This window comes from Mesorhizobium sp. B2-3-15 (genome assembly GCF_006442875.1).
GTDB lineage: Bacteria > Pseudomonadota > Alphaproteobacteria > Rhizobiales > Rhizobiaceae > Mesorhizobium > Mesorhizobium australicum.
Genome location: NZ_VFVO01000009.1, coordinates 104,868 through 124,042, shown reverse-complemented (window position 1 = coordinate 124,042; position 19,175 = coordinate 104,868). Strand labels below are relative to the sequence as shown.

The window sequence follows — 19,175 nt, the reverse complement described above, 5'->3', positions numbered from 1 at the left end:
CATGCGCCGAACCTTGCCGACAGGCGTCCGCTTGTCAAGCGCGGCCAAACCGCTCAGCCGCCAACATAGCGCCGGTGAAACCGCGTTCCGAAGCTGGCCAGGATTTCGTAGCCGATCGTGCCGGCATGGCCGGCGGCATCGTCGACGCTCTGTGAAGGGCCGAGCAGTTCGACGAGATCCCCTTCGCGGAGCCTGCCGGGCGGCAAGGCCGAGATGTCGAGAATGATCGAATCCATCGACACGCGTCCGAGGAAGGGCAGGCGCGCGCCCTCGAACCAGGCGGCCGACGCGGACCGGCGCAGCCAGCCATCCGCGTAGCCGAACGAGATCGTCGCCAGGCTGAGCGGCCCTTCCGCGTGGTAGGTGTGGCCATAGCCGATGCCGGTGCCCTTTTCGACGCCGCGCGTCTGCGCCACCTTGGCCTGCAGCCGCACCACGGGCAGCATCGGGTTGGGTTCGGCAGGCGTCGGATTGATGCCGTAGAGCGCGGCGCCAGGGCGGGCGAGATCATAATGGTAGGACGGTCCCAGAAAGATGCCGGAGGAATTGGCGAGCGAGGCGGGCGCCCCGGGCAGCATGGCACGCAACCGCTCGAAGGCCCGCCGCTGCTGTTCGTTGGCGGGATGGTGCGGCTCGTCGGCGCAGGCCAGGTGGCTCATTACATACCTGATGGCGATGCCATCGAACGCGGCGGTGTCGCCGGCCATGGCTTCGACTTCGGGCGGCGCCATGCCAAGTCGCGACATGCCGCTGTCGACCTGGATCGCGGCCGGAAGTCTTTGGCCAACGCGATGTGCCGCCGCGCGCCAGGCTCTCAACTGTGCGCCACTGTTGATGACCGCGCAGAGACCAGACGCGACCGCTTCCCCCTCGGAGCCTGGCGGCAGACCGTTCAGCACATAGATCTCGGGTCCTGCCCCGATCGCCTTGCGGAGCGCGATTCCTTCGGCCAGCAGAGCGACGAAGAAGATGTCGCAGCCTTCTTTCATCAGCGTCGATGCCACTTGGCTCGCACCCAGACCGTAGCCGTCGGCCTTGACCACGCCCGCGCAGCGCACGCCGCCCAGCCGCGCCTTCAGTCGCCGGTAATTTTCACGGATCGCGCCAAGATCGATGGTGAGGATGGCCCCGGCAGCAGCCTCGCTCGGGGCGTCGGCTTCCTCGGACAGTGATCTTTTGGGGGCGTCGTACATGGCGGCCCTTCTTGTGACGGACAGACATCAAATCAATAAGGCGGTCGAACCGGCGCGGCAACCGCGGGCGTTTGAACCGCGGCCGGAGCCCGTCCAGCTATGGCACAAGGTGACGGAACGCGCCCACCACCTCTTCATAGACCTTGCGCTTGAACGGCACGATCAGGTCGGGTAGGTCTTGCATCGGCCGCCATGACCATTTGTCGAATTCGGCTGTGTGGCCGCCCGGCGGCGGATTGATCTGGATCTCGCTGGCATCGCCATGGAAGCGGAAGGCGTACCATTTCTGCGTCTGGCCGCGATACCGCCCCTTGAAGGCGATACCGACCAGATGGTCCGGCAGGTCATAGTTGATCCAGTCCGGCGCTTCTGCCAACAGCGAGACGCTGCGCATGCCGGTCTCCTCGTAGAGCTCGCGCTCGGCGGCCTGCAACGGCTCCTCGCCCTTGTCGATGCCGCCTTGCGGCATCTGCCAGAGCTGCGTCGTGCCGGCGAACTCGCTGTCGGGTTCGGCAATGCGATGCCCGACCCAGACCAGCCCCTCGCCATTGAGGATCATCAGCCCGACACAGGGTCGGTAGGGCAGCGTTTCGCGGTCGACTTTTTTTGTCTGCGGCATCACTTAGTCTCTCCAGTCGCCTTCCGAAGGCCTTGGCTAACTCTTTTGCGGATCGACGGCCACCGCTGAAATCGGCACGATCTCGATGCCGCGCTTCTTGGCCTCGGCCACCCATGACGAGACCGTGTCGACCGTCAGGTCGAAAGCCGAGCCGATGCCGACGGCCGTGCCTTTGGCACGCGCGGTCGCTTCGAGGCTGTCGAGCTTCTTCAGGATGGCGCCGCGATCCTGCACCGCATCGATCGCCGTGTCGCCGGCGACGAAAGGGACGCCATTCCTCAGCGCCATGTCCGGAGCCAAGCTGCGCGCCGACGAGCCGTCGTCGATATAGGCGAGGCCCCTTTTGCCAAGTTCGGCCATGAACGGCTCCATCGCCGCGGAGTCGGCGGAAAACCGCGCGCCCATATAGTTCATGACACCGGTATAGTTCGTCGTCCGCGACAGCGCCCAGTGCAGGTTCTTCAGGTTTTCTTCCGCGCTCGCCGCCACCGTCAGCGTGTTGCGGCCGGGGTTGACTTTGGGATAGTCGAACGGCTCGAGCGGCACCTGCATGACGACCTCGTGGCCGCTCTGCCTTGCAGCCTGCATCCAGCGGCCGATGCTGTTGCCCTGTGGCGCGAAGGCCAGCGTCACTTCCGCCGGCAGCTTGGCGATCGCCGCCTGGGTACCAGTCTGTGAAACCGCGAGCCCGCCGATGATGATCGCCACACGCGCGCCACGCGTGCCGGACCATGGCCGCGCATAGACGTCGAACGGTCGCCTTCCGTCGGCGGAGCGCATCGGCAAGGGCCCGGTTTCACTGGTTTCGATCAGCGCCTTGTCGGGAATATGCGCGATCTTGAGGTTCTGGCCGACGGTCGATGGATCGCGAATGACGATTGCCGCCTTTGGCGGGCCATCGCCTTCTTCGGTCTGCACATGAATGATCTGCGGACCGCCCGTCTTGGCCGGCATCTCCACCTTTGGCGCCGCCGCCGGGGCCAATGCGGGAGGCGACGCGGCGGGCTCGGCCGCCGCGGTCACTTTCGGCGTCGAGACGGCGACTTCCTGCGGCTTTCGAAACGGCTTTTCCCTGAACGCGATCGCGGCCGAGACGCCGACCACGGCAAGCACGATCGCGCTCGCCGCGATCACACCGACGCTGATCTTGCCGGCGCCGCGAGGCGCCCGGACGGCCTGTCCAAGCGGGCGTTCGATGTCCTTGCCGATATCAGCCAAGCCCTATCCCCGATGCACGGTTCCGAAGGTGACCTCCTTCGGCAACACATGCACGAATTCATCAATCCTGGCGCCTAGGCGCCATATCTGGAGGCCTGGTCCTGCCCCCCGAATCAAACTGCCGGAACCTTTCGGTCCCGGCAGCATTGCATTGCTTCGTTCAACCGGCCAGACCGGTTGCCTTACTGGTTGAGCACGGCCTTTTCCGGATTGGGCGGGAAGGCCGGATCGGTCTTCTGGCCGCGCAGCAGCTGCTCGGCATAGATGAGCTGCAGGTCGTCCTTCGGATCCGGTGGCACATAGGCCGCGGAGCCCGAGCCGGTCTTGCTCTCGTCGGCGCCCTTGATATGGCCCTTGAGATCGGATTCGCCGCGCGTCAGGTCCCTGCCCTGCAGTTCGGGCGGCAGGGGCTGGTCGACCTTGATGTCGGGCGTGATGCCCTTGCCCTGGATCGATTTGCCCGATGGCGTGTAATAGAGCGCCGTCGTCAGCCTGAGCGCGCCATTCTCGCCGAGCGGGATGATGGTCTGGACCGAGCCCTTGCCGAAGGACTGCGTGCCGACCACCGTGACGCGGCGCAGGTCCTGCAGCGCGCCGGCGACGATTTCCGAAGCGCTGGCCGAGCCGCCATTGACGAGCACGATCATCGGCTTGCCGTTGATGTCGTCGGTCTGCTTCGGCTTGGCGTCGAAGCGGGTGACGTCCTTTGGATCGCGTCCGCGCGTCGAGACGATCTCGCCGCGCTTGAGGAAGGCGTCCGACACGCTCACCGCCTGGTCGAGCAGGCCGCCCGGATTGAGGCGCAGGTCGAGCACATAGCCCTTCAGCTTGTCGTCCGGCACCTGCTTCTTGATGGTCTCGATGGCGTTCTCGAGGTCGTCATAGGTCTTCTCGGTAAAGGAGGTGATCTTCATGTAGCCGATATCGTTCTCGACCCGGAACTTGACCGCCTTGACCTTGATGATGTCGCGCACCACCGTCAGCTCGATCGGCTTGTCGGCGCCCTGGCGCAGGATGGTCAGCTTGATCGGCGTGTTGACCAGGCCGCGCATCTTGTCGACCGCGTCGTTGAGCGTCAGGCCGCGAACCTCCTCGCCGTCGATCTTGGCGATATAGTCGCCGGCCAGCACGCCAGCCTTGGCGGCCGGCGTATCGTCGATCGGCGTGATCACCTTGACCAGGTCGTTCTCCATGGTGACCTCGATGCCGAGGCCGCCGAACTCGCCCTTGGTCTGCACGCGCATGTCCTGCGCCTGTTCGGCGTTCATGTAGGAGGAGTGCGGGTCGAGCGAGGAAAGCATGCCGTTAATGGCGTTCTCGACCAGCGACTTGTCGTCGGGCGGGGTCACATACTGCGCCCGCACCCGCTCGAAGATGTCGCCGAAGATCGCCAGTTGCTTGTAGGTCTCCGACCCCGCAGCGTTCGCCGCCGAGCCGGGTGCGCCATAGACAAGGCTCATGGCGGACGCGCCCATCAGCGCACCGGCAAACAGAAGCGACAGTTTCCGCATCATTTCACGTCCTTCCAGAAAAACGGTCCGCCCACCATGGGGCCGGATCGACGGGTTTTCCATCCTTGCGGAACTCGACATAGAGCTCCGGCGTGGCATTTCCATTCTTCGAAACCGAGGTGCTTGCCACCCGGGCTTCTCCCATCGCGCCGACCGGCTCTCCTGCAAGCACCGACTGGCCAGTCGCGACGCTGATTCTGCTCATCCCAGCCAAGACGACATGATAACCGTCGCCGGCATTGAGGATCAAGAGTTGACCGTAGGAGCGAAACGGCCCCGCATAAAGCACATTCCCATCCGCCGGCGCGGTAACGATGGCTCCCGATTGTGTCGCAACCATGTCCCCAAGCATCAAGGCGCCGTTACCGTCGTCGGCGCCAAACCTGCGTTTGATGCGGCCGGTGACCGGCAGGGCGACCTGTCCTTGCAGTGCCGAGAAAGGCGCCGCGGCGGTCAACCTGTTGCCTTCGGGAACCGGCAGCGATGCCGTCTGGTCGCCACCGGGCTCGGTGCCGCCGGCCTGGCCAGCGGCGGCTGCCTTCGCGGCATCCGCCGCCCTGCGGTTCTTGTCCGCCTGCGCTTCGAGCGAGGCGATCAGATCCTTCAGGCTGCTGGCTTTGGCCGCCAATTGCTCGGAACGCTGCTGTTCGGCCGCCATCTGCGCCTTCGTGTCGGTCTCGAGCTTCTGCTTGGCTTCGAGCAGCATTCCGAGCCGCTTCTTCTCCGCCGTCTGATCGCCGACCGCCGCCGTCAGCCGCGCCCGTTCGGCCTCGATCGAAGCCGTCACCCGGGTCTGCTCCTTGAGATCGGCCAGCAGGCTGTCGGTCTGCTGGCGCAATTCAGGCACCACGGCGCCGAGCAGGATGGCGCTGCGCACCGACGACAGCGCATCTTCCGGCTTGACCAGGATCGCCGGCGGCGGGTTGAGCCCCATGCGCTGCAGGGCGCCCAGCACTTCGGCCAGCACATCGCGTCGCGCCGCCAACGAAGTACGGATCTTCTGTTGCTGGCCCTTCAGCCCTTCCAGCTTGGCGCCGATGTCCTCGATGTCCTGGCCGAGCTTCTGCTCGGTCATCGCCGACTGGATGAGTGCTGCGGTGATCGAGGCGTGGTCCTTCTTGACCGCGGCGATATCGGCGGCGAGCTTGGCCAGCCGTTCGGACGACAGCGTTATTTCCTTCGAAACCTGCTCGTATTCGGCACGGCTCTGGTCCGGATCGGGCGCCATGTCGAGCGTGTTTTCGGCCCGCACAGCATGCAGCGACAGAAGCACCGCCGCCGCGGCGATACCGCAGCGCACGCGCCAGGAGCCCCCCGTCGATGGGCCCGTCGTCGATTTCCAGCCTTCAGACATTCGCGATCGATTCTATCCGCGCCTTCGTTAACGAATCATCAACCATGTTAGCGCCTGTCGCCCAAAGGGTTCGCAATAACGCAATGCAACGGAAAAACAGGCCCACGTCGAATCTTGCGCGGCATTTGGGGCCAAATTCGGTGCGATCCGGCGGCTTTCAGGACCTGTGGTAGGGATGACCCGACAGGATCGTCGCCACCCTGTAGAGTTGTTCACCCAGCATCACCCGCACCAGCTGATGCGGCCAGGTGAGCGCCCCGAACGACATCACCAGCTCGGCCTGGCCGCGCAGCGACGGATCGTGGCCGTCGGCGCCACCAATGGCGAGGACCAGCGCCTTGCGTCCGCCGTCGCGCAACTGTCCCAGACGGCCGGCGAAATCCTGTGAAGACAGGCTCTTGCCTCGCTCGTCGAGCAGGATGAGGGCCGTACCTGGCTGCAGCTGTGCCTGCAGCCGCGAACCTTCGTCGCGCTGGCGCTCGGTGGCGCTCTGCGCGCGGCCCTCGACGATCTCGGTGATCCCGGCGAATTCGAGCCCCACGCCGGGTCCGCTCTTGGCGAACCGCTCGAAATAGCGGTCGGCTAACTCCCGCTCGGGGCCGGCTTTCATTCGGCCCACTGCATGAACTGAAATCCTCATCCTCGCCTCTATAGCCGCTAATGCATGTCACCCGACAGGGGGAACCGGTTTACGGCAACGACATGCATCGAACACAATCGGCTTAGTGGAGGGTCTCTTCCTCGAGATCCGGCGCCTGCCACATCTTTTCGAGATTGTAGAATTCGCGGACTTCGGGGCGGAAGACATGGACGATGATATCGCCAGAATCGATCAGGACCCAGTCGGCGCCTGACAGTCCCTCGACGCGCGCGGTGCCGAGGCCGGCATCCTTGAGCGCCTTGAGGAGATGGTCGGCGACAGCCGCGACATGACGGTGCGATCGGCCCGACGCAACGACCATGTAGTCGCCGAGGCTCGATTTCCCCTGAATGTCGATTGAGACAATGTTTTCGGCCTTGGAGTCTTCCAGACTGGCAAGGACTGTCTTGATGGCACGGGACACGGCGTCGTCTACGCTGATCCTGGCCGGCGAAGGCACGATGTCGGCCTTCTTCCGCAGTGCTGTTCTCAGTGTATTTCCTTTCGCAGCAAGAACAACCAAATCACCCCTTAAAGCAGGTGACACCACTTAGATAGGCAGAGTTCCGTTGCAGTTTCAAGACGGAGCCCCGATCGACGCGAACTCGCCGAGTGGAATGTTGTTCCACGGGTGACGCAAAAACATCGGAACCCAGGCCTTCCACAGCGGTTACCGGCTGACCGACCAACCGGAATCCCGCCATGCCGATCGACCCGCAAAACACCCTTCTCACCGTCCAGACCGGCCTCGCGCAGTTGAGTACGCTGATCGTCTCCTATTCCTTTTCCGCCATCGGCGCCGTCATCCTCCTGGTGGTCGGCTACATCGTTGCCAACCTTGCCGAGCGCTCGATCTCGGCTGGCCTCGGCCATATCCATGGTTTCGACGCGACGCTGCGGCATTTCTTTTCCAAGATCGGGCGCTACGCCATTCTGATCCTCGTCGTCATCATGGTGCTCGGCCAGTTCGGCGTGCAGACTGCATCGATCATCGCCGCGATCGGCGCCATCGGCCTCGCCATCGGTCTCGCCCTGCAAGGCACGCTGCAGAACATCGCCGCAGGCATTATGCTGCTCGCGTTGCGGCCATTCCGCATCGGCGAATCCGTTGAGGTCGGTTCCATTGCCGGTTCGGTCGAGGAAATCGGCCTTTTCGCCACCAAGCTCAGGACCGCCGACGGCATCTACATATTGGCACCGAATTCGACGCTGTGGAACCAGCCGGTGCGCAATTTCACCCGCAACGGCGTGCGCCGCACAGACATCACGCTCAGCATCGGCTCCTGGAACGACATAGACGGCGCCCAGAAGACATTGCTTGCCATTGCCGGTGCCGAGAAGCGCATCCGCCGCGAACCGGCGCCGATCGCCTTCGTGGCCGGGCTCGGCGATACGACCGTTTCGCTCACCTTGCGCTACTGGACCGCGGCGGCGGACCATTTCGCCACCCAGATCGACATGACGAAACTTGCCAAGCAGGCCTTCGACAGCGAGGGCATCTCGATCCCGCAGCCGCCTCCGCAGGCACCGCCACCCGAGGCCCGCAAGCAGTAATCAGTCGCCCCTGTGGCGGATCACTTCGTCCGGCGCGAAGGCGAGTTCGACCGGCAAGGGCGCTTGCGCCGACATCGGCGCGAAACTGCCCGTGGCGGCCGCCGGAACGCGGCCCGCCGCGATCACCCGCCACAGCACGAAAAGGCAGAATGCCGAGGCGATGACGATGCCGACATAGATGAAGGTTGCCGTGCCGAAGACGGCGGAAAGCGCCGTGACAATGCCTGGCACGATGAAGCCGGCGAGCGACCAGGCAAACAGCATCGAGCTCGACAGCGCCAGCAGTTCATCCTTCCTGGCGCGGTCGGCGGCATGCGCGCTGGAGAGCGCGTAGATGGATTCCGCCGCCCCGTCCCAGATCAGGTAGATCACCACCAGCGCCATCAGCGCACCGCCGTCGAAGGCGATGGCGAGCACGCTCGCAACCACCGCCAGCGCCGCGGCGCCGGCAAGCACGTAGCGCCGATCAGTACGGTCGGAGAGCCAGCCGAGCGGTATCTGCAGGATCAGCGTGCCGACCGGCATTGCCGACAGCAGCAGCGCGACATCGGCCTGGCTGTAGCCCTTGGCCGTCGCGTGGATGGGCGCGAAGCCGGAAATGATCATCGACAGGCCGCCGACCGCCAGCATGCCGGCGACGCCGACCGGCGAAATCCGCCAGGCTTGGCGCAGAGCCACCGAAGCCGCCTGCGGCGCCGGCGGCTGGGCAAGGCGTGTCATGCCGACAGGCAGGATCGACAGAGCGGTAAAGGCGATGCCGATCAGCGACGCGGCGGCCGTGTGGATGTCGATCACGGCAAGCGTCGCATAGCCGACCCCAAGACCGGCAATGTAGGCGACGTAGAACACGGCCATCACCCGGCCCCGTACGGCGTTCGGCAGCGCGTCGTTGAGCCAGCTTTGCGCGACGATGAACAGGCCGCATATGGCAAAGCCGTAAAGCGCGCGCGCCACGATCCACAGCAGCGGGTGCGGTCCGGCGCCGATGGCGGCATTGGACAGCGCGATCAGCGCCGACAGCACCATGAAGGCGCGGGCGTGGCCGACCCGGCGCACCAGCGGACCGGTCAGGATACAGCCGGCGAGGCCGCCGGCCGACAGGCCGGTGACGATCAGCCCTGCCCAGACCGGATCGAACCCTTCGACGCCGAGCCGGACGGGGATATAGGCGAACATCAGCCCGTTGCCGATGGCAATCAGCGCCATCGACACGATGACACTGGCAATCGCGATCAGCGGCGCAGGCGTGCTGCCCTGGTCGGGATCGATCGTGGGATGGGTTTTCTTGTGAATCGCCATGGCTGGTCAGCATCGCCCATGGGTCAGGCGGACGCCGCTGTAAAAACGACATGGCCGGACGGACGACGCTCAACCCTTCGCCATCTTCCGGATCGCGCTCGACGACAGCAAGGAACGCGGACCGTGGATGAAGGTCCAGGCCGGCGCCTTCATCCGCGCAAGCCTTGGCGCGTCGCCTTCGTCGATGCGGGCGTAATCGAAGGTCTTGGCGACAACCGACGACAGAAAGGACAGCGTCGCGCCCGGGCGGTCGATGACCGCGATCGGAAAGGTCATGACGATCTCGCGCCAGCGCTGCCAGCGATGGAAGTCCCTCAGGGAATCGGCGCCCATGATCCAGACGAAGTCGACGCCGGGATTGCGCGCCTTGACCAGCGCCAGCGTGTCGGCGGTGTAGCGCACATTGTGTGCCGCCTCGAAGGCGGTGACCTTGATCTTCGGGTTCTTGGCGATCTTCTCGGAAAGCACGATGCGCTCGCCCAGCGGCGCCAGTTCGCGCGTGCTCTTCAGTGGATTGCCTGGGGTCACCATCCACCAAAGCTGGTCCAGCGCCAGACGCCGCAAAGCGATTTCGGCGACCAATGCGTGGCCGGCATGCGGCGGGTTGAACGAACCGCCAAACAGTCCGACGGCCAGCCCCTTCTCGGCATGCGGCATCTTCAGATAGCTGGAGGGTATCGCCGGTTCGGAAGAGGCCAGCATCGCTTCAGGCTCTGGCGACGAAAAGCTTCAAGGCCTCACCTGTCCCGACCCGCGCACGCGATATTTGAACGAGGTCAACTGCTCGACGCCGACCGGCCCGCGCGCGTGCATCTTGCCGGTGGCGATGCCGATCTCGGCACCCATGCCGAACTCGCCGCCATCGGCGAACTGCGTCGAGGCGTTGTGCAGCAGGATCGCCGAATCGATCTCGTTGAAGAACCGTTCGACCGCCTTCGCGTCCTCGGCGACGATCGCCTCGGTATGATGCGAGGAGAAGGTTTCGATGTGATCGATCGCACCAGCGATCCCGTCGACCAGCTTCACCGCGATGATCGCGTCGAGATATTCGGTCACCCAGTCGGCGTCGGTCGCCGGCTTGGCGTCGAAGAACATTTTCATCACTTCTTGATCGGCATGGATCTCGCAGCCGGCGGCGCGCAGCGCATCGAGGACCGGCACCAGATGGGTGGCGGCGACCGCACGGTCGACCAGCAGCGTTTCGGCGGCACCGCAGACGCCGGTGCGCCGCATCTTGGCGTTGACGGCGATCCGCACCGCCATGTCGAGCTCGGCGGAGCGGTCGATATAGAGATGGCAGATGCCTTCGAGATGGGCGAAGACCGGCACCCGCGCCTCGCTCTGCACCCGCCCGACCAGGCTTTTGCCGCCGCGCGGAATGATGACGTCGAGATTGCCGCCAAGCCCCTTGAGCATCTCGCCGACCGCAGCGCGGTCGGTGGTCGGCACCAGCTGGATGGCATCCCCGGGCAGACCGGCCGCCTTCAGTCCCTCGACCAGGCAGGCATGGATCGCCGAGGAGGAATTGAGTGAATCCGAGCCGCCGCGCAAGATGACCGGATTGCCGGCCTTGAGGCAGAGAGCGCCGGCATCCGCCGTCACGTTCGGCCGGCTTTCATAGATGACGCCGACAACACCGAGCGGCGTACGTACGCGCTCTATGCGCAGACCGTTCGGCCGCTCCCACGCGGCGATGACATCACCGACTGGATCGGGCAGGGCAGCGATTTCGCGAATACCGTCCGCCATGGCGCGGATGCGTGCCGGATCGAGCTTCAGCCGATCCATGAAAGAGCCGGAAAGCCCGGATTCGTGGCCATTCGAGACATCGATGGCGTTGGCGTCGAGAATGTCCCGCGCGCGGGAAATGATCGCGTCGGCCATAGCGACAAGAGCGGCGTTCTTGGCGGCGGCGGTGGCGATGGCCAGCGGTCGGGCGGCAGCGCGGGCGCGGCGCCCGATATCGGCCATCAGCGCCACGGTGTCGTCCCCGGATTTTTCATGCAGCTTCAGCATGGCTCATCCTCCGCTTGTGTCGCTTCCGGCGTGACTTACGACGAGATCGTCGCGGTGGATCATCGCCGAACGCGCCTCGTAACCGAGCACCGTCTCGATCTCGGCCGTCTTCAGGCCTGCGATCCTTACGGCATCGGCGGCATCGTAGGCAACCAGCCCGCGCGCGATCTCGCGGCCTTCGGGCGACAGGATCGCAACCGTGTCGCCGCGGGAGAAATTGCCGCTGACCAGCTTGACGCCGGCCGGCAGCAGCGACTTGCCCGAAATGAGCGCGCCGATGGCGCCGGCATCGACGGTCAGCCGCCCGGCCGGTTCGAGCTGGCCGGCGATCCAGGTCTTGTAGCCTTTCACCGGATTGGCGCTGGGCTTGAAGAACGTCGCGCGCTCGCCGCGCTCGATCGCCATCAGCGGCGACAGCCTTGTGCCGGAGGTGATGATCATCGCCGTGCCCGCAGCATTGGCGATCTTGCCCGCGTCGAGTTTGGTACGCATGCCGCCGCGCGACAGCTCGGACGCGGCGGCTCCCGCCATCGCTTCGATGTCTGGTGTGATGCGGTCGACCACCGGAATGAACTTTGCACCGGGGTCCGACGCTGGCGGCGCGGTGTAGAGCCCGTCAATGTCGGAGAGCAGCACCAGAAGGTCCGCGCCCATCATGGTGGCGACGCGGGCCGCCAGCCGGTCATTGTCGCCATAGCGGATTTCGGAGGTCGCCACCGTGTCGTTCTCGTTGATGACCGGCACCGCCTTCATCTTGAGCAGCGTCGATATGGTGGCCCGCGCGTTGAGATAACGCCGGCGCTCCTCGGTGTCGCCGAGCGTCAAAAGGATCTGGCCCGATTTCAAGGCACCCTTGCCGAGCGCGTCCGACCATGCGCCGGCGAGCGCGATCTGCCCTACGGCGGCGGCGGCCTGGCTCTCCTCGAGCTTCAGGGCGCGCTTTCCAAGGCCAAGGATGGTGCGGCCGAGCGCGATGGCGCCCGACGACACGACGAGGATTTCGGCTCCTCCCTGGGCAAGCACCGCGATGTCGTCGGCGAGCGAGGCCAGCCAGTCGCGCTTCAGGCCGCTCGCGCGGTCGACGAGCAATGCCGAGCCGATCTTGACGGTGATGCGCCGGTATTTCCTGAGCGGCTGCATGACTTTACTTTTCCCAGCGCGACTCGACCGGCGCGACGATCCGCGCGCGCGCCTCCGCGATGACAGCCATCAACGCGCGCTGCACCGCCTCGACGCCCTCGCCGGTGACCGCCGACAGCAGCATCGGCGCGCGGCCGGCGGCACGCTTCAGCGAGGCGACCTTCTTCTTGCGCGCGTCTGCGTCGAGCGTATCGACCTGGCTCAGCGCCAGGATCTCGGCCTTGTCGGTCAAGCCGTGGCCATAGGCCTCGAGCTCGGCCCGCACGGTCTTGTAGGCCTTGCCCGGATTCTCCTCCTGCGCGGAGACCAGGTGCAGCAGCACGCGCGTGCGCTCGACATGGCCGAGGAAGCGGTCGCCGATGCCGACGCCCTCATGCGCGCCTTCGATCAGACCTGGAATGTCGGCGATGACGAATTCGCGCGCATCGATGCGGGCGACACCGAGGCCCGGATGCAGGGTCGTGAACGGATAGTCGGCGATCTTCGGCTTGGCCGCGGTGACGGCGGCAAGGAATGTCGACTTGCCGGCATTGGGCAGCCCGACCAGACCGGCATCGGCAATCAGCTTCAGCCTGAGCCAGATGTTGAGTTCTTCGCCGGGGAGGCCGGGATTGGCGCGGCGCGGCGCCTGGTTGGTCGAGGTCTTGAAGTGCTGGTTGCCGAAGCCGCCATTGCCGCCCTTGGCCAGGAGAAAGCGCTGGCCGACGACGGTGAGGTCGCAGATCAGCGTCTCATTGTCCTCTTCGAAGACCTGCGTTCCGGCCGGCACTTTCAGCGTGACATCGGCGCCCTTGGCGCCGGTCATGTTGCGGCCCATGCCGTGGACTCCGGTCTTGGCCTTGAAGTGCTGCTGGTAGCGATAGTCGATCAGCGTGTTCAGCCCGTCGACCGCTTCCAGCCAGACGTCGCCGCCGCGGCCGCCATCGCCGCCATCCGGTCCACCGAACTCGATGAACTTCTCGCGCCGGAACGACACCGAACCGGCGCCCCCGTCACCGGAGCGGACATAGACCTTGGCTTGATCGAGAAATTTCATGGGACTGCAGTTTCTTTTATTGGTCTTGCGGCATTGCTCTAAACCTTGGGCCTTGCTCTAAACCAAGGCGCGGCGAAGGGCGAGGCCGTTTTGTGACGATGGCCGCGCGGGGTTGGCCGGAGAGACGTCGGAATGAAGCTTGTAACCTACAACATCCAGTACGGCATCGGTCTCGATGGACGCTACGATCTCGGGCGCATCGCCGACGCGGTGCGCGGCGCCGACGTAATCGCGCTGCAGGAGGTCACCCGCAACAATCCCCGGAACGGCAACCGCGACATGGTGGCCGAGATCGGCGAGGCGCTGCCCGATTATTTCGCCGTCTATGGCAGCAATTTCGAGGCCAATATCGGCTCGCGCATCGAGGACGGCCGCGCCATCACCACGACCTTCCAGCTCGGCAACATGGTCTTGTCGAAAACGCCCATTCATCTGTCGCGCAACCTGTTGTTGCCGCGCAGCCGCAGCTTCGAGATGATGAACTTCCAGCGCGGCGCGCTGGAAGCCCTGATCGAGACGCCGCTTGGTTTCATCCGCTTCTATTCCATCCATCTCGATCACCGCAGCCCGGTCGAACGCGCCAGCCAGATCCAGTTCCTGCGCCAGCGCCTGTTGAACTATGCGCTCGAAGGCGGCGCGCTGTCCGGCGTCGCCGAGATCGGCCTGCCGGAACTGCCGCATCCCGAGGCCTTTGTCGGCATGGGCGATTTCAACATGCTGGCCGGCTCGCCCGAATATGTCGAACTGGCCGGCCGGCCGGACCATGAATTCGGCATGCCGCTGACCGCCGACTTCGCCGTCGATGCCGCCCTGCGCCTCGATGTCGCCGGCGACGATCTCGTCTCCTGGGTCGACCCCAAGGACCCCACCAACGCCAGCCGCCACAAGCGCATCGACTACGTCTTCACCAGCGCGTCGCTTGCCCGGTCGCTGAAGCGCCTGTGGGTCGATAGACAGTCAGTCGGTTCCGACCACCGGCCGGTCTGGGTCGAACTGGGCTAGGCCCAAGTCTGGTCCCCAGCTGATTTATCCTGTTCCGCCCCACGCGCCAAGGTGTGCCGATATTCAGGTCAGGCCGGCCCCACCTGAACATCGACGCACCTAGAAGTGGATCCAATTGCGCAGGCTCGTCCAGGTTTTCCTGTCGAGCCGGTAACGCTCGACCGGCACCTGGCCGGCAACGATCGAGTTCAGCATGCCCTGGCCGGCATATTGGAAACCGCATTTGTGGATGACGCGGCGTGAAGCCGGATTGATGACCCTCGTCGAGGCCTGCAGCACCTGGATCGACGTCTTCTGGAAGGCGAGGTCGACCAGTGCGTGCGCTGCTTCCGTCGCGTAGCCCTTCTTCCAGTGGGGTTCGCCGATCCAGTAGCCGAGCTCAAGGCCGCGATCGGTGGCGTTCAGCCCGGCGCAGCCGACGAAAGTGTCGGTGCCTGCCAGCGTCAGCGCATAGGCGATGCCGGCGCGGCGCGCCTTGGTCATGGCGAGGAAAGCACGTCCCTCGGCCTCGCCATAGGGGTGCGGCATGCGCGCCAGCATCTCGGCAACGTGACGGTTGTCGGCAAGTTCGACCAGTTGCGCGATATCCCGCTCATCGGGAGCGCGCATCACCAGCCGCTCGGTGACCAGCACCGGGCAATCTATCGCGTAACTTTCGTCTTCTGAATCTTCCGCTTCGGCAACCATTTGAAGTCCTCCAGGCACAAGAAAAAGGGGAGATGGAAACCCATCTCCCCTGATCCTTTTCCTGGTTTTTCCAGATACCGGTCCCGAGATGGGCGCCGGTGTTCTAGTGCGGAACCGGCTACTCCGCGGCTTTGGTAATCGGGTTGACCGATACGTAGGTTCGGCCGTTGGCTTTTTTGTTGAACGTCACGGCGCCGGTTTCGAGCGCGAAAAGGGTGTGGTCCGTGCCCATGCCGACATTGACGCCGGGATGCCAGGTGGTGCCGCGTTGACGAATGATGATGTTGCCCGGGATGACGGCTTCGCCGCCGAACTTCTTCACGCCCAGACGCTTGGAATGCGAGTCGCGGCCGTTGCGCGACGAGCCGCCAGCTTTCTTGTGTGCCATCTAACTAACTCCGATGCGCCCATGGGCGCTTGAATGGTCTTATGAACGCGTTCGCGTTCCGTTTCAAGCCCGATCCGGCGACGTTTCGCGCCGGTTCGCCTTACTTCTTAGCCAGTTCCTTGGCCTGCTCGCGCCAGTCCTTGATCTGGTCGGCGCTGAACGGCATGTTCTCGTCGATCTTGGCAACGTCCTTCTCGGTCAGCTTGGCGAGCTGCGCGAAGGTGATGATGCCCTGCTCGGCGAGATCCTTGGCGGCGACCGGGCCGATGCCCTTGATCACGGTCAGGTCGTCCGGCTCACCCTTCGGCGCCTTGAACAGCGGCGCGGCGACGGCCTCGGCCTTCGCGTCTTCCTTGGGGGCGGCGTCCTTCTTGGCCTTGGCTTCCTTCGGCGCCGCCTCGGGAGCGACTTCAGCCTTGGCTTCCGCCTTGACGGCCGCCTTCTTGGCGGGCTTGGCGCCACCCAGCAGGATCTCGGAGATCCGCACGGTGGTCAAAAGCTGGCGATGGCCGATCTTGCGGCGCGAATTCTGGCGGCGACGCTTCTTGAAAGCGATGACCGTGCGGTTCTTGCCCTGCTCGACGACTTCGGCGGTCACCAGGGCGCCATCGACGAACGGCGCGCCGAACGTGACATTCTCGCCCTCGCCATGGGCGAGCACGTGGCCGATCTCGACGATGTCGCCGACATTGGCTTCGACTTTTTCGATCTTCAGGAGATCGTTGGCGGCAACGCGATACTGCTTACCGCCCGTTTTAATGACTGCGAACATTTTTTGCCTTTCGCTGTTCGGTCGGCCTTGATGAACCGCCTCTGGCGGTTCGGCCGTCTTTTTGTCAGTCTGCGGGTTCAAAAAACAAGCGGCGTGGAAGAACCCTCCACGCCGATTGCGCGCTGTCCCTAACCGAAGGTTGCGTAGGAGTCAAGGCAAACGGGCCGGGTTCCCTGCCATGCGGGCCAGACTCCTGCCGAGGACGGAGCGTGGCACTCCGACCGAGGCCCGGACAGGAAGCTGAATTTCCGGTGGATTTGGCCTTGTAACCTGCCCGTTCAGCCGTTATCTAGTGCGCCGCGCCGGCAACGGCCGACCATGACCGCGGAGAGGTGGCAGAGTGGTCGAATGCACCGCACTCGAAATGCGGCATGGGTGCAAGCCCATCGGGGGTTCGAATCCCTCCCTCTCCGCCATTCCCCCAAATAGAAAATGCCGGCGGCATCGGCTACCGCCAATTCGCGGGTTCGTCCCCATCCTCGGCGATAATGATCGCCGACAGGCGCTGACATGCGTGCGGCGGGACGCGACCGGCTGTCGCGGGTCGGAAAATAAGAAGCGATGCCGAGGAACCAAAGCATGTCCCTCAAGTTCGATATCCGTTTCCAGGGGAGATCGAGTTCAGCATGCAAGGTCGAGGGCCAATCAAGGCAGCACTTCGAGCACAGGCCGATGAGGTACGCATCCGCATCGGCATCCTCCAGCAGGAGTTGACCACCAACCGCAAAAGCATGGGAGGCACATTGCGGTTGGGGTACGAGATAAAGTCGAGGAAAGTCCTTCTGGCGCGTCTGGAAAGGGTATTGGCGCAGTACTCGCCGGGCTGCCTGCTTGACGACGTCCCGACGCTGCGGCGCTCCGAGACAGGCCCGCGATCGCAAGGCTCCCATTGCAGCCTCTGACGCTGCAGCCGTTCGAGACAACGCCCAACCCAGACGGATGGTCAGGGCCTGACGGCGCTTTCTGCAGACAACTGTGCCGCACGGCAGCCTTCGCCGACGCGCTCGCGGGAACCTGCGTTACCGTGGAAAGTTCCTGCTGATGGCAAATCACCCCATTACCGGCGCGCTCACCTCGATCGGCACGTGGACCTCTCGTCCGGCAGCATTCCTGGTCCTGCTGGCCTATGCGATCTTCTGGATCGTTTTCGACCGGCAAAGCTTGAACTGGCATGGCGCGGCTACGCTCCTCACCTGGGCCATGACGCTCTTCATTCAGCGGGCTGAACATCGCGATACCCAGGCCATTCATGCCAAGTTGGACGAAATGCTGAGATCAAACAGTTCGGCTTCGACCATCACCCGCATCGACGATGAAGAGCCCGAGGACATCGAGAAACATCGCGATCGCAAGCAGCAGGGCGACTAACATGCGCGCTGCCGGTCTCGTGGCGTTCCTGAGGGGCGCGAAGCCAACGCGGTTGGATCGAAAATTCAGCCCGCTGCTCAAGGGATTAAGCTATGTGGCCGTTGCGGTTGTCGCCGGTCTGGCCACGTTGGCGGCCATAAACCTGACCCCTGAACCGCGGGTTTTGCGGACGATTGTCCCGCATCGCTTCGACGCATCGGATCCGCAGTTCGCGAGGTCGATGAGCAGCTACTCGCTGGGACAGATGTCAAACGCGAACGCGGTGCAGACCCTTGTGAACGGCGACGAGATTTTTCCTTCGATGCTCCGGGCAATCGGCGCGGCCCGGTCCACCATCGATTTTGAAACCTATATCTATTGGTCTGGGGCTGTTGGATATGAATTCGCACGAGCATTGGCGGCCAAGGCGCGGCAAGGTGTGGAGGTCCGCGTGCTTGTCGACTGGGTCGGCAGCCTGCCTTTCGACGAAAACCTGATCCACATCATGACAGGAGCCGGCGTGAGGTTCCAGCGCTACCGGCCGATCCATTGGTATACGTTGGACCGCGTGAACAACCGGACCCATCGCAAACTGCTCATCGTCGACGGACGGGTGGCCTTTACGGGCGGCGTCGGCATCGCCGACAAATGGCGGGGAGACGCCCGCAATCCGGATGAATGGCGCGATACGCACTATCGGATCGAAGGGACCGCCGTGCCTGCTTTCCAGGCAGCCTTTGCCGAAAATTGGTTGGAGACGACCGGTGAGACATTGCAGGGTCGGAAGTTCTACCCTCCGCCCGAACCGGCGGGGTCGCTCGGCGCCCAGCTGATACTTTCTTCGCAGCCAAATGGCTCGGAGAACATGGAATTGATGATGCTGGCCGCGATAGCCGCCGCGAGGGATCACCTGCGAATCGGAATGGCCTATTTCGTCCCCGACGACATCGCCCTCCAGCAGATCCTGGACGCCAGGAAGCGAGGCGTGTCTGTCGATGTGATCGTTCCGAACGCGCTCACCGACGTGCCTTTGGTTCGGAAGGGCTCGCGCTATTTCTGGGGCGACTTGCTTAGGGCTGGAGTGCGTATCTACGAGTTTCAACCCACCATGTATCATCCCAAGCTGCTGATCGTTGACGACATCTGGACGAGCTTTGGTTCCACCAATCTGGACGAACGCTCCTTGCGGCTGAACGATGAAGCCAGTCTGAACGTCTACGGCAGGGATTTCGCGAACACGCAGATCGACCTGTTCAACCAGGACCTTGGGAGGTCCCGGCAAGTTACCCTGGCCGAATGGGAAGCGCGTCCCCTGCGGGAAAAAATTTCGGACTGGCTGGCCAGCAGGCTGCGCTCCCAACTTTGATGACCTGGCTTTTACTGCTCATTCGACCAGCCT

19 protein-coding genes and 1 tRNA gene are annotated in these 19,175 nt (G+C 64.2%); 5 read left to right on the top strand and 15 right to left on the bottom strand.

What is annotated here, in order from left to right; genetic code table 11:
• Nucleotides 1-53 precede the first annotated feature (53 nt).
• The 7 genes from alr to rsfS form a co-directional block, all read right to left on the bottom strand.
• The gene (gene alr, locus FJ954_RS19430; RefSeq protein ID WP_140662584.1) at nucleotides 54-1,193 is read right to left on the bottom strand and encodes an alanine racemase; all 1,140 of its coding nucleotides are present in this window, start codon (nucleotides 1,191-1,193) and stop codon (nucleotides 54-56) included.
• Nucleotides 1,194-1,290: 97 nt separating this feature from the next.
• On the bottom strand, nucleotides 1,291-1,812 hold the full coding sequence (locus FJ954_RS19425; RefSeq protein ID WP_140662582.1) for an RNA pyrophosphohydrolase: 522 nt from the start codon (nucleotides 1,810-1,812) through the stop codon (nucleotides 1,291-1,293).
• Between the two features lie 36 nt (nucleotides 1,813-1,848).
• On the bottom strand, nucleotides 1,849-3,030 hold the full coding sequence (locus tag FJ954_RS19420; protein WP_140662580.1) for a divergent polysaccharide deacetylase family protein: 1,182 nt from the start codon (nucleotides 3,028-3,030) through the stop codon (nucleotides 1,849-1,851).
• Nucleotides 3,031-3,212: 182 nt separating this feature from the next.
• The gene (locus FJ954_RS19415) at nucleotides 3,213-4,544 is read right to left on the bottom strand and encodes a S41 family peptidase (protein ID WP_015315201.1); all 1,332 of its coding nucleotides are present in this window, start codon (nucleotides 4,542-4,544) and stop codon (nucleotides 3,213-3,215) included.
• Nucleotide 4,545: 1 nt separating this feature from the next.
• On the bottom strand, nucleotides 4,546-5,895 hold the full coding sequence (locus tag FJ954_RS19410; protein ID WP_140662578.1) for a murein hydrolase activator EnvC: 1,350 nt from the start codon (nucleotides 5,893-5,895) through the stop codon (nucleotides 4,546-4,548).
• A gap of 157 nt (nucleotides 5,896-6,052) precedes the next feature.
• A complete protein-coding gene (gene rlmH, locus FJ954_RS19405) occupies nucleotides 6,053-6,535 on the bottom strand; it encodes a 23S rRNA (pseudouridine(1915)-N(3))-methyltransferase RlmH (protein ID WP_140662576.1) in 483 nt (160 codons plus the stop codon).
• 82 nt (nucleotides 6,536-6,617) lie between these two features.
• Nucleotides 6,618-6,995 carry a ribosome silencing factor gene (rsfS, locus tag FJ954_RS19400; protein WP_015315198.1) on the bottom strand — a complete coding sequence of 126 codons (378 nt, stop codon included), beginning with the start codon at nucleotides 6,993-6,995 and terminating at the stop codon, nucleotides 6,618-6,620.
• A 242-nt stretch (nucleotides 6,996-7,237) separates the two neighbouring features.
• On the opposite strand from rsfS, the gene FJ954_RS19395 reads away from it, so the two are divergent.
• On the top strand, nucleotides 7,238-8,089 hold the full coding sequence (locus tag FJ954_RS19395) for a mechanosensitive ion channel domain-containing protein (RefSeq protein WP_140662574.1): 852 nt from the start codon (nucleotides 7,238-7,240) through the stop codon (nucleotides 8,087-8,089).
• On the opposite strand, the gene FJ954_RS19390 is transcribed toward FJ954_RS19395, so the two are convergent.
• The 5 genes from FJ954_RS19390 to obgE all read right to left on the bottom strand — a co-directional run bounded on the left by FJ954_RS19390 (nucleotide 8,090) and on the right by obgE (nucleotide 13,580).
• Nucleotides 8,090-9,388 (bottom strand): MFS transporter, encoded by a 1,299-nt coding sequence (locus tag FJ954_RS19390; RefSeq protein ID WP_140662572.1) that lies wholly within the window; start codon nucleotides 9,386-9,388, stop codon nucleotides 8,090-8,092.
• A gap of 69 nt (nucleotides 9,389-9,457) precedes the next feature.
• Nucleotides 9,458-10,090 (bottom strand): nicotinate-nucleotide adenylyltransferase, encoded by a 633-nt coding sequence (locus FJ954_RS19385; RefSeq protein ID WP_224591736.1) that lies wholly within the window; start codon nucleotides 10,088-10,090, stop codon nucleotides 9,458-9,460.
• Nucleotides 10,091-10,117: 27 nt separating this feature from the next.
• On the bottom strand, nucleotides 10,118-11,404 hold the full coding sequence (locus tag FJ954_RS19380) for a glutamate-5-semialdehyde dehydrogenase (protein ID WP_140662570.1): 1,287 nt from the start codon (nucleotides 11,402-11,404) through the stop codon (nucleotides 10,118-10,120).
• Between the two features lie 3 nt (nucleotides 11,405-11,407).
• Nucleotides 11,408-12,544, bottom strand: a complete 1,137-nt coding sequence (gene proB, locus FJ954_RS19375; protein WP_015315193.1) for a glutamate 5-kinase — start codon at nucleotides 12,542-12,544, stop codon at nucleotides 11,408-11,410.
• Between the two features lie 4 nt (nucleotides 12,545-12,548).
• Nucleotides 12,549-13,580, bottom strand: a complete 1,032-nt coding sequence (gene obgE, locus FJ954_RS19370) for a GTPase ObgE (protein WP_140616594.1) — start codon at nucleotides 13,578-13,580, stop codon at nucleotides 12,549-12,551.
• Between the two features lie 132 nt (nucleotides 13,581-13,712).
• Between obgE and FJ954_RS19365 the strand changes: the two genes are divergently transcribed.
• Nucleotides 13,713-14,582, top strand: coding sequence for an endonuclease/exonuclease/phosphatase family protein (locus FJ954_RS19365; RefSeq protein WP_140662568.1), 870 nt, complete (start codon nucleotides 13,713-13,715; stop codon nucleotides 14,580-14,582).
• A 99-nt stretch (nucleotides 14,583-14,681) separates the two neighbouring features.
• On the opposite strand, the gene FJ954_RS19360 is transcribed toward FJ954_RS19365, so the two are convergent.
• The 3 genes from FJ954_RS19360 to FJ954_RS19350 all read right to left on the bottom strand — a co-directional run bounded on the left by FJ954_RS19360 (nucleotide 14,682) and on the right by FJ954_RS19350 (nucleotide 16,429).
• Nucleotides 14,682-15,269, bottom strand: a complete 588-nt coding sequence (locus tag FJ954_RS19360) for a GNAT family protein (protein WP_140662567.1) — start codon at nucleotides 15,267-15,269, stop codon at nucleotides 14,682-14,684.
• Nucleotides 15,270-15,387: 118 nt separating this feature from the next.
• Nucleotides 15,388-15,657: a 50S ribosomal protein L27 gene (gene rpmA, locus FJ954_RS19355; RefSeq protein WP_015315190.1), complete on the bottom strand. Its 270-nt coding sequence runs from the start codon at nucleotides 15,655-15,657 to the stop codon at nucleotides 15,388-15,390.
• Nucleotides 15,658-15,757: 100 nt separating this feature from the next.
• Entirely contained in the window at nucleotides 15,758-16,429 is a 672-nt protein-coding gene (locus tag FJ954_RS19350) for a 50S ribosomal protein L21 (protein ID WP_140662565.1), read from the bottom strand.
• Between the two features lie 326 nt (nucleotides 16,430-16,755).
• Here FJ954_RS19350 and FJ954_RS19345 point away from each other — a divergent pair.
• From FJ954_RS19345 to FJ954_RS19335, 3 genes are all read left to right on the top strand, one after another.
• A tRNA-Ser gene (locus FJ954_RS19345) sits at nucleotides 16,756-16,845 on the top strand.
• A gap of 559 nt (nucleotides 16,846-17,404) precedes the next feature.
• Nucleotides 17,405-17,797 carry a low affinity iron permease family protein gene (locus tag FJ954_RS19340; RefSeq protein WP_318011701.1) on the top strand — a complete coding sequence of 131 codons (393 nt, stop codon included), beginning with the start codon at nucleotides 17,405-17,407 and terminating at the stop codon, nucleotides 17,795-17,797.
• 1 nt (nucleotide 17,798) lies between these two features.
• Nucleotides 17,799-19,142 carry a phospholipase D-like domain-containing protein gene (locus FJ954_RS19335; RefSeq protein WP_210243327.1) on the top strand — a complete coding sequence of 448 codons (1,344 nt, stop codon included), beginning with the start codon at nucleotides 17,799-17,801 and terminating at the stop codon, nucleotides 19,140-19,142.
• Nucleotides 19,143-19,175 lie beyond the last annotated feature (33 nt).

Coding starts and splice junctions, on each gene's coding strand:
- alr (WP_140662584.1), bottom strand. CDS start 1,193: ATGTACGACGCCCCCAAAAGATCACTGTCCGAGGAAGCCGACGCCCCG.
- FJ954_RS19425 (WP_140662582.1), bottom strand. CDS start 1,812: ATGCCGCAGACAAAAAAAGTCGACCGCGAAACGCTGCCCTACCGACCC.
- FJ954_RS19415 (WP_015315201.1), bottom strand. CDS start 4,544: ATGATGCGGAAACTGTCGCTTCTGTTTGCCGGTGCGCTGATGGGCGCG.
- FJ954_RS19410 (WP_140662578.1), bottom strand. CDS start 5,895: ATGTCTGAAGGCTGGAAATCGACGACGGGCCCATCGACGGGGGGCTCC.
- rlmH (WP_140662576.1), bottom strand. CDS start 6,535: ATGAGGATTTCAGTTCATGCAGTGGGCCGAATGAAAGCCGGCCCCGAG.
- FJ954_RS19395 (WP_140662574.1), top strand. CDS start 7,238: ATGCCGATCGACCCGCAAAACACCCTTCTCACCGTCCAGACCGGCCTC.
- FJ954_RS19390 (WP_140662572.1), bottom strand. CDS start 9,388: ATGGCGATTCACAAGAAAACCCATCCCACGATCGATCCCGACCAGGGC.
- FJ954_RS19385 (WP_224591736.1), bottom strand. CDS start 10,090: ATGCTGGCCTCTTCCGAACCGGCGATACCCTCCAGCTATCTGAAGATG.
- FJ954_RS19380 (WP_140662570.1), bottom strand. CDS start 11,404: ATGCTGAAGCTGCATGAAAAATCCGGGGACGACACCGTGGCGCTGATG.
- proB (WP_015315193.1), bottom strand. CDS start 12,544: ATGCAGCCGCTCAGGAAATACCGGCGCATCACCGTCAAGATCGGCTCG.
- obgE (WP_140616594.1), bottom strand. CDS start 13,580: ATGAAATTTCTCGATCAAGCCAAGGTCTATGTCCGCTCCGGTGACGGG.
- FJ954_RS19365 (WP_140662568.1), top strand. CDS start 13,713: ATGAAGCTTGTAACCTACAACATCCAGTACGGCATCGGTCTCGATGGA.
- FJ954_RS19360 (WP_140662567.1), bottom strand. CDS start 15,269: ATGGTTGCCGAAGCGGAAGATTCAGAAGACGAAAGTTACGCGATAGAT.
- rpmA (WP_015315190.1), bottom strand. CDS start 15,657: ATGGCACACAAGAAAGCTGGCGGCTCGTCGCGCAACGGCCGCGACTCG.
- FJ954_RS19350 (WP_140662565.1), bottom strand. CDS start 16,429: ATGTTCGCAGTCATTAAAACGGGCGGTAAGCAGTATCGCGTTGCCGCC.
- FJ954_RS19335 (WP_210243327.1), top strand. CDS start 17,799: ATGCGCGCTGCCGGTCTCGTGGCGTTCCTGAGGGGCGCGAAGCCAACG.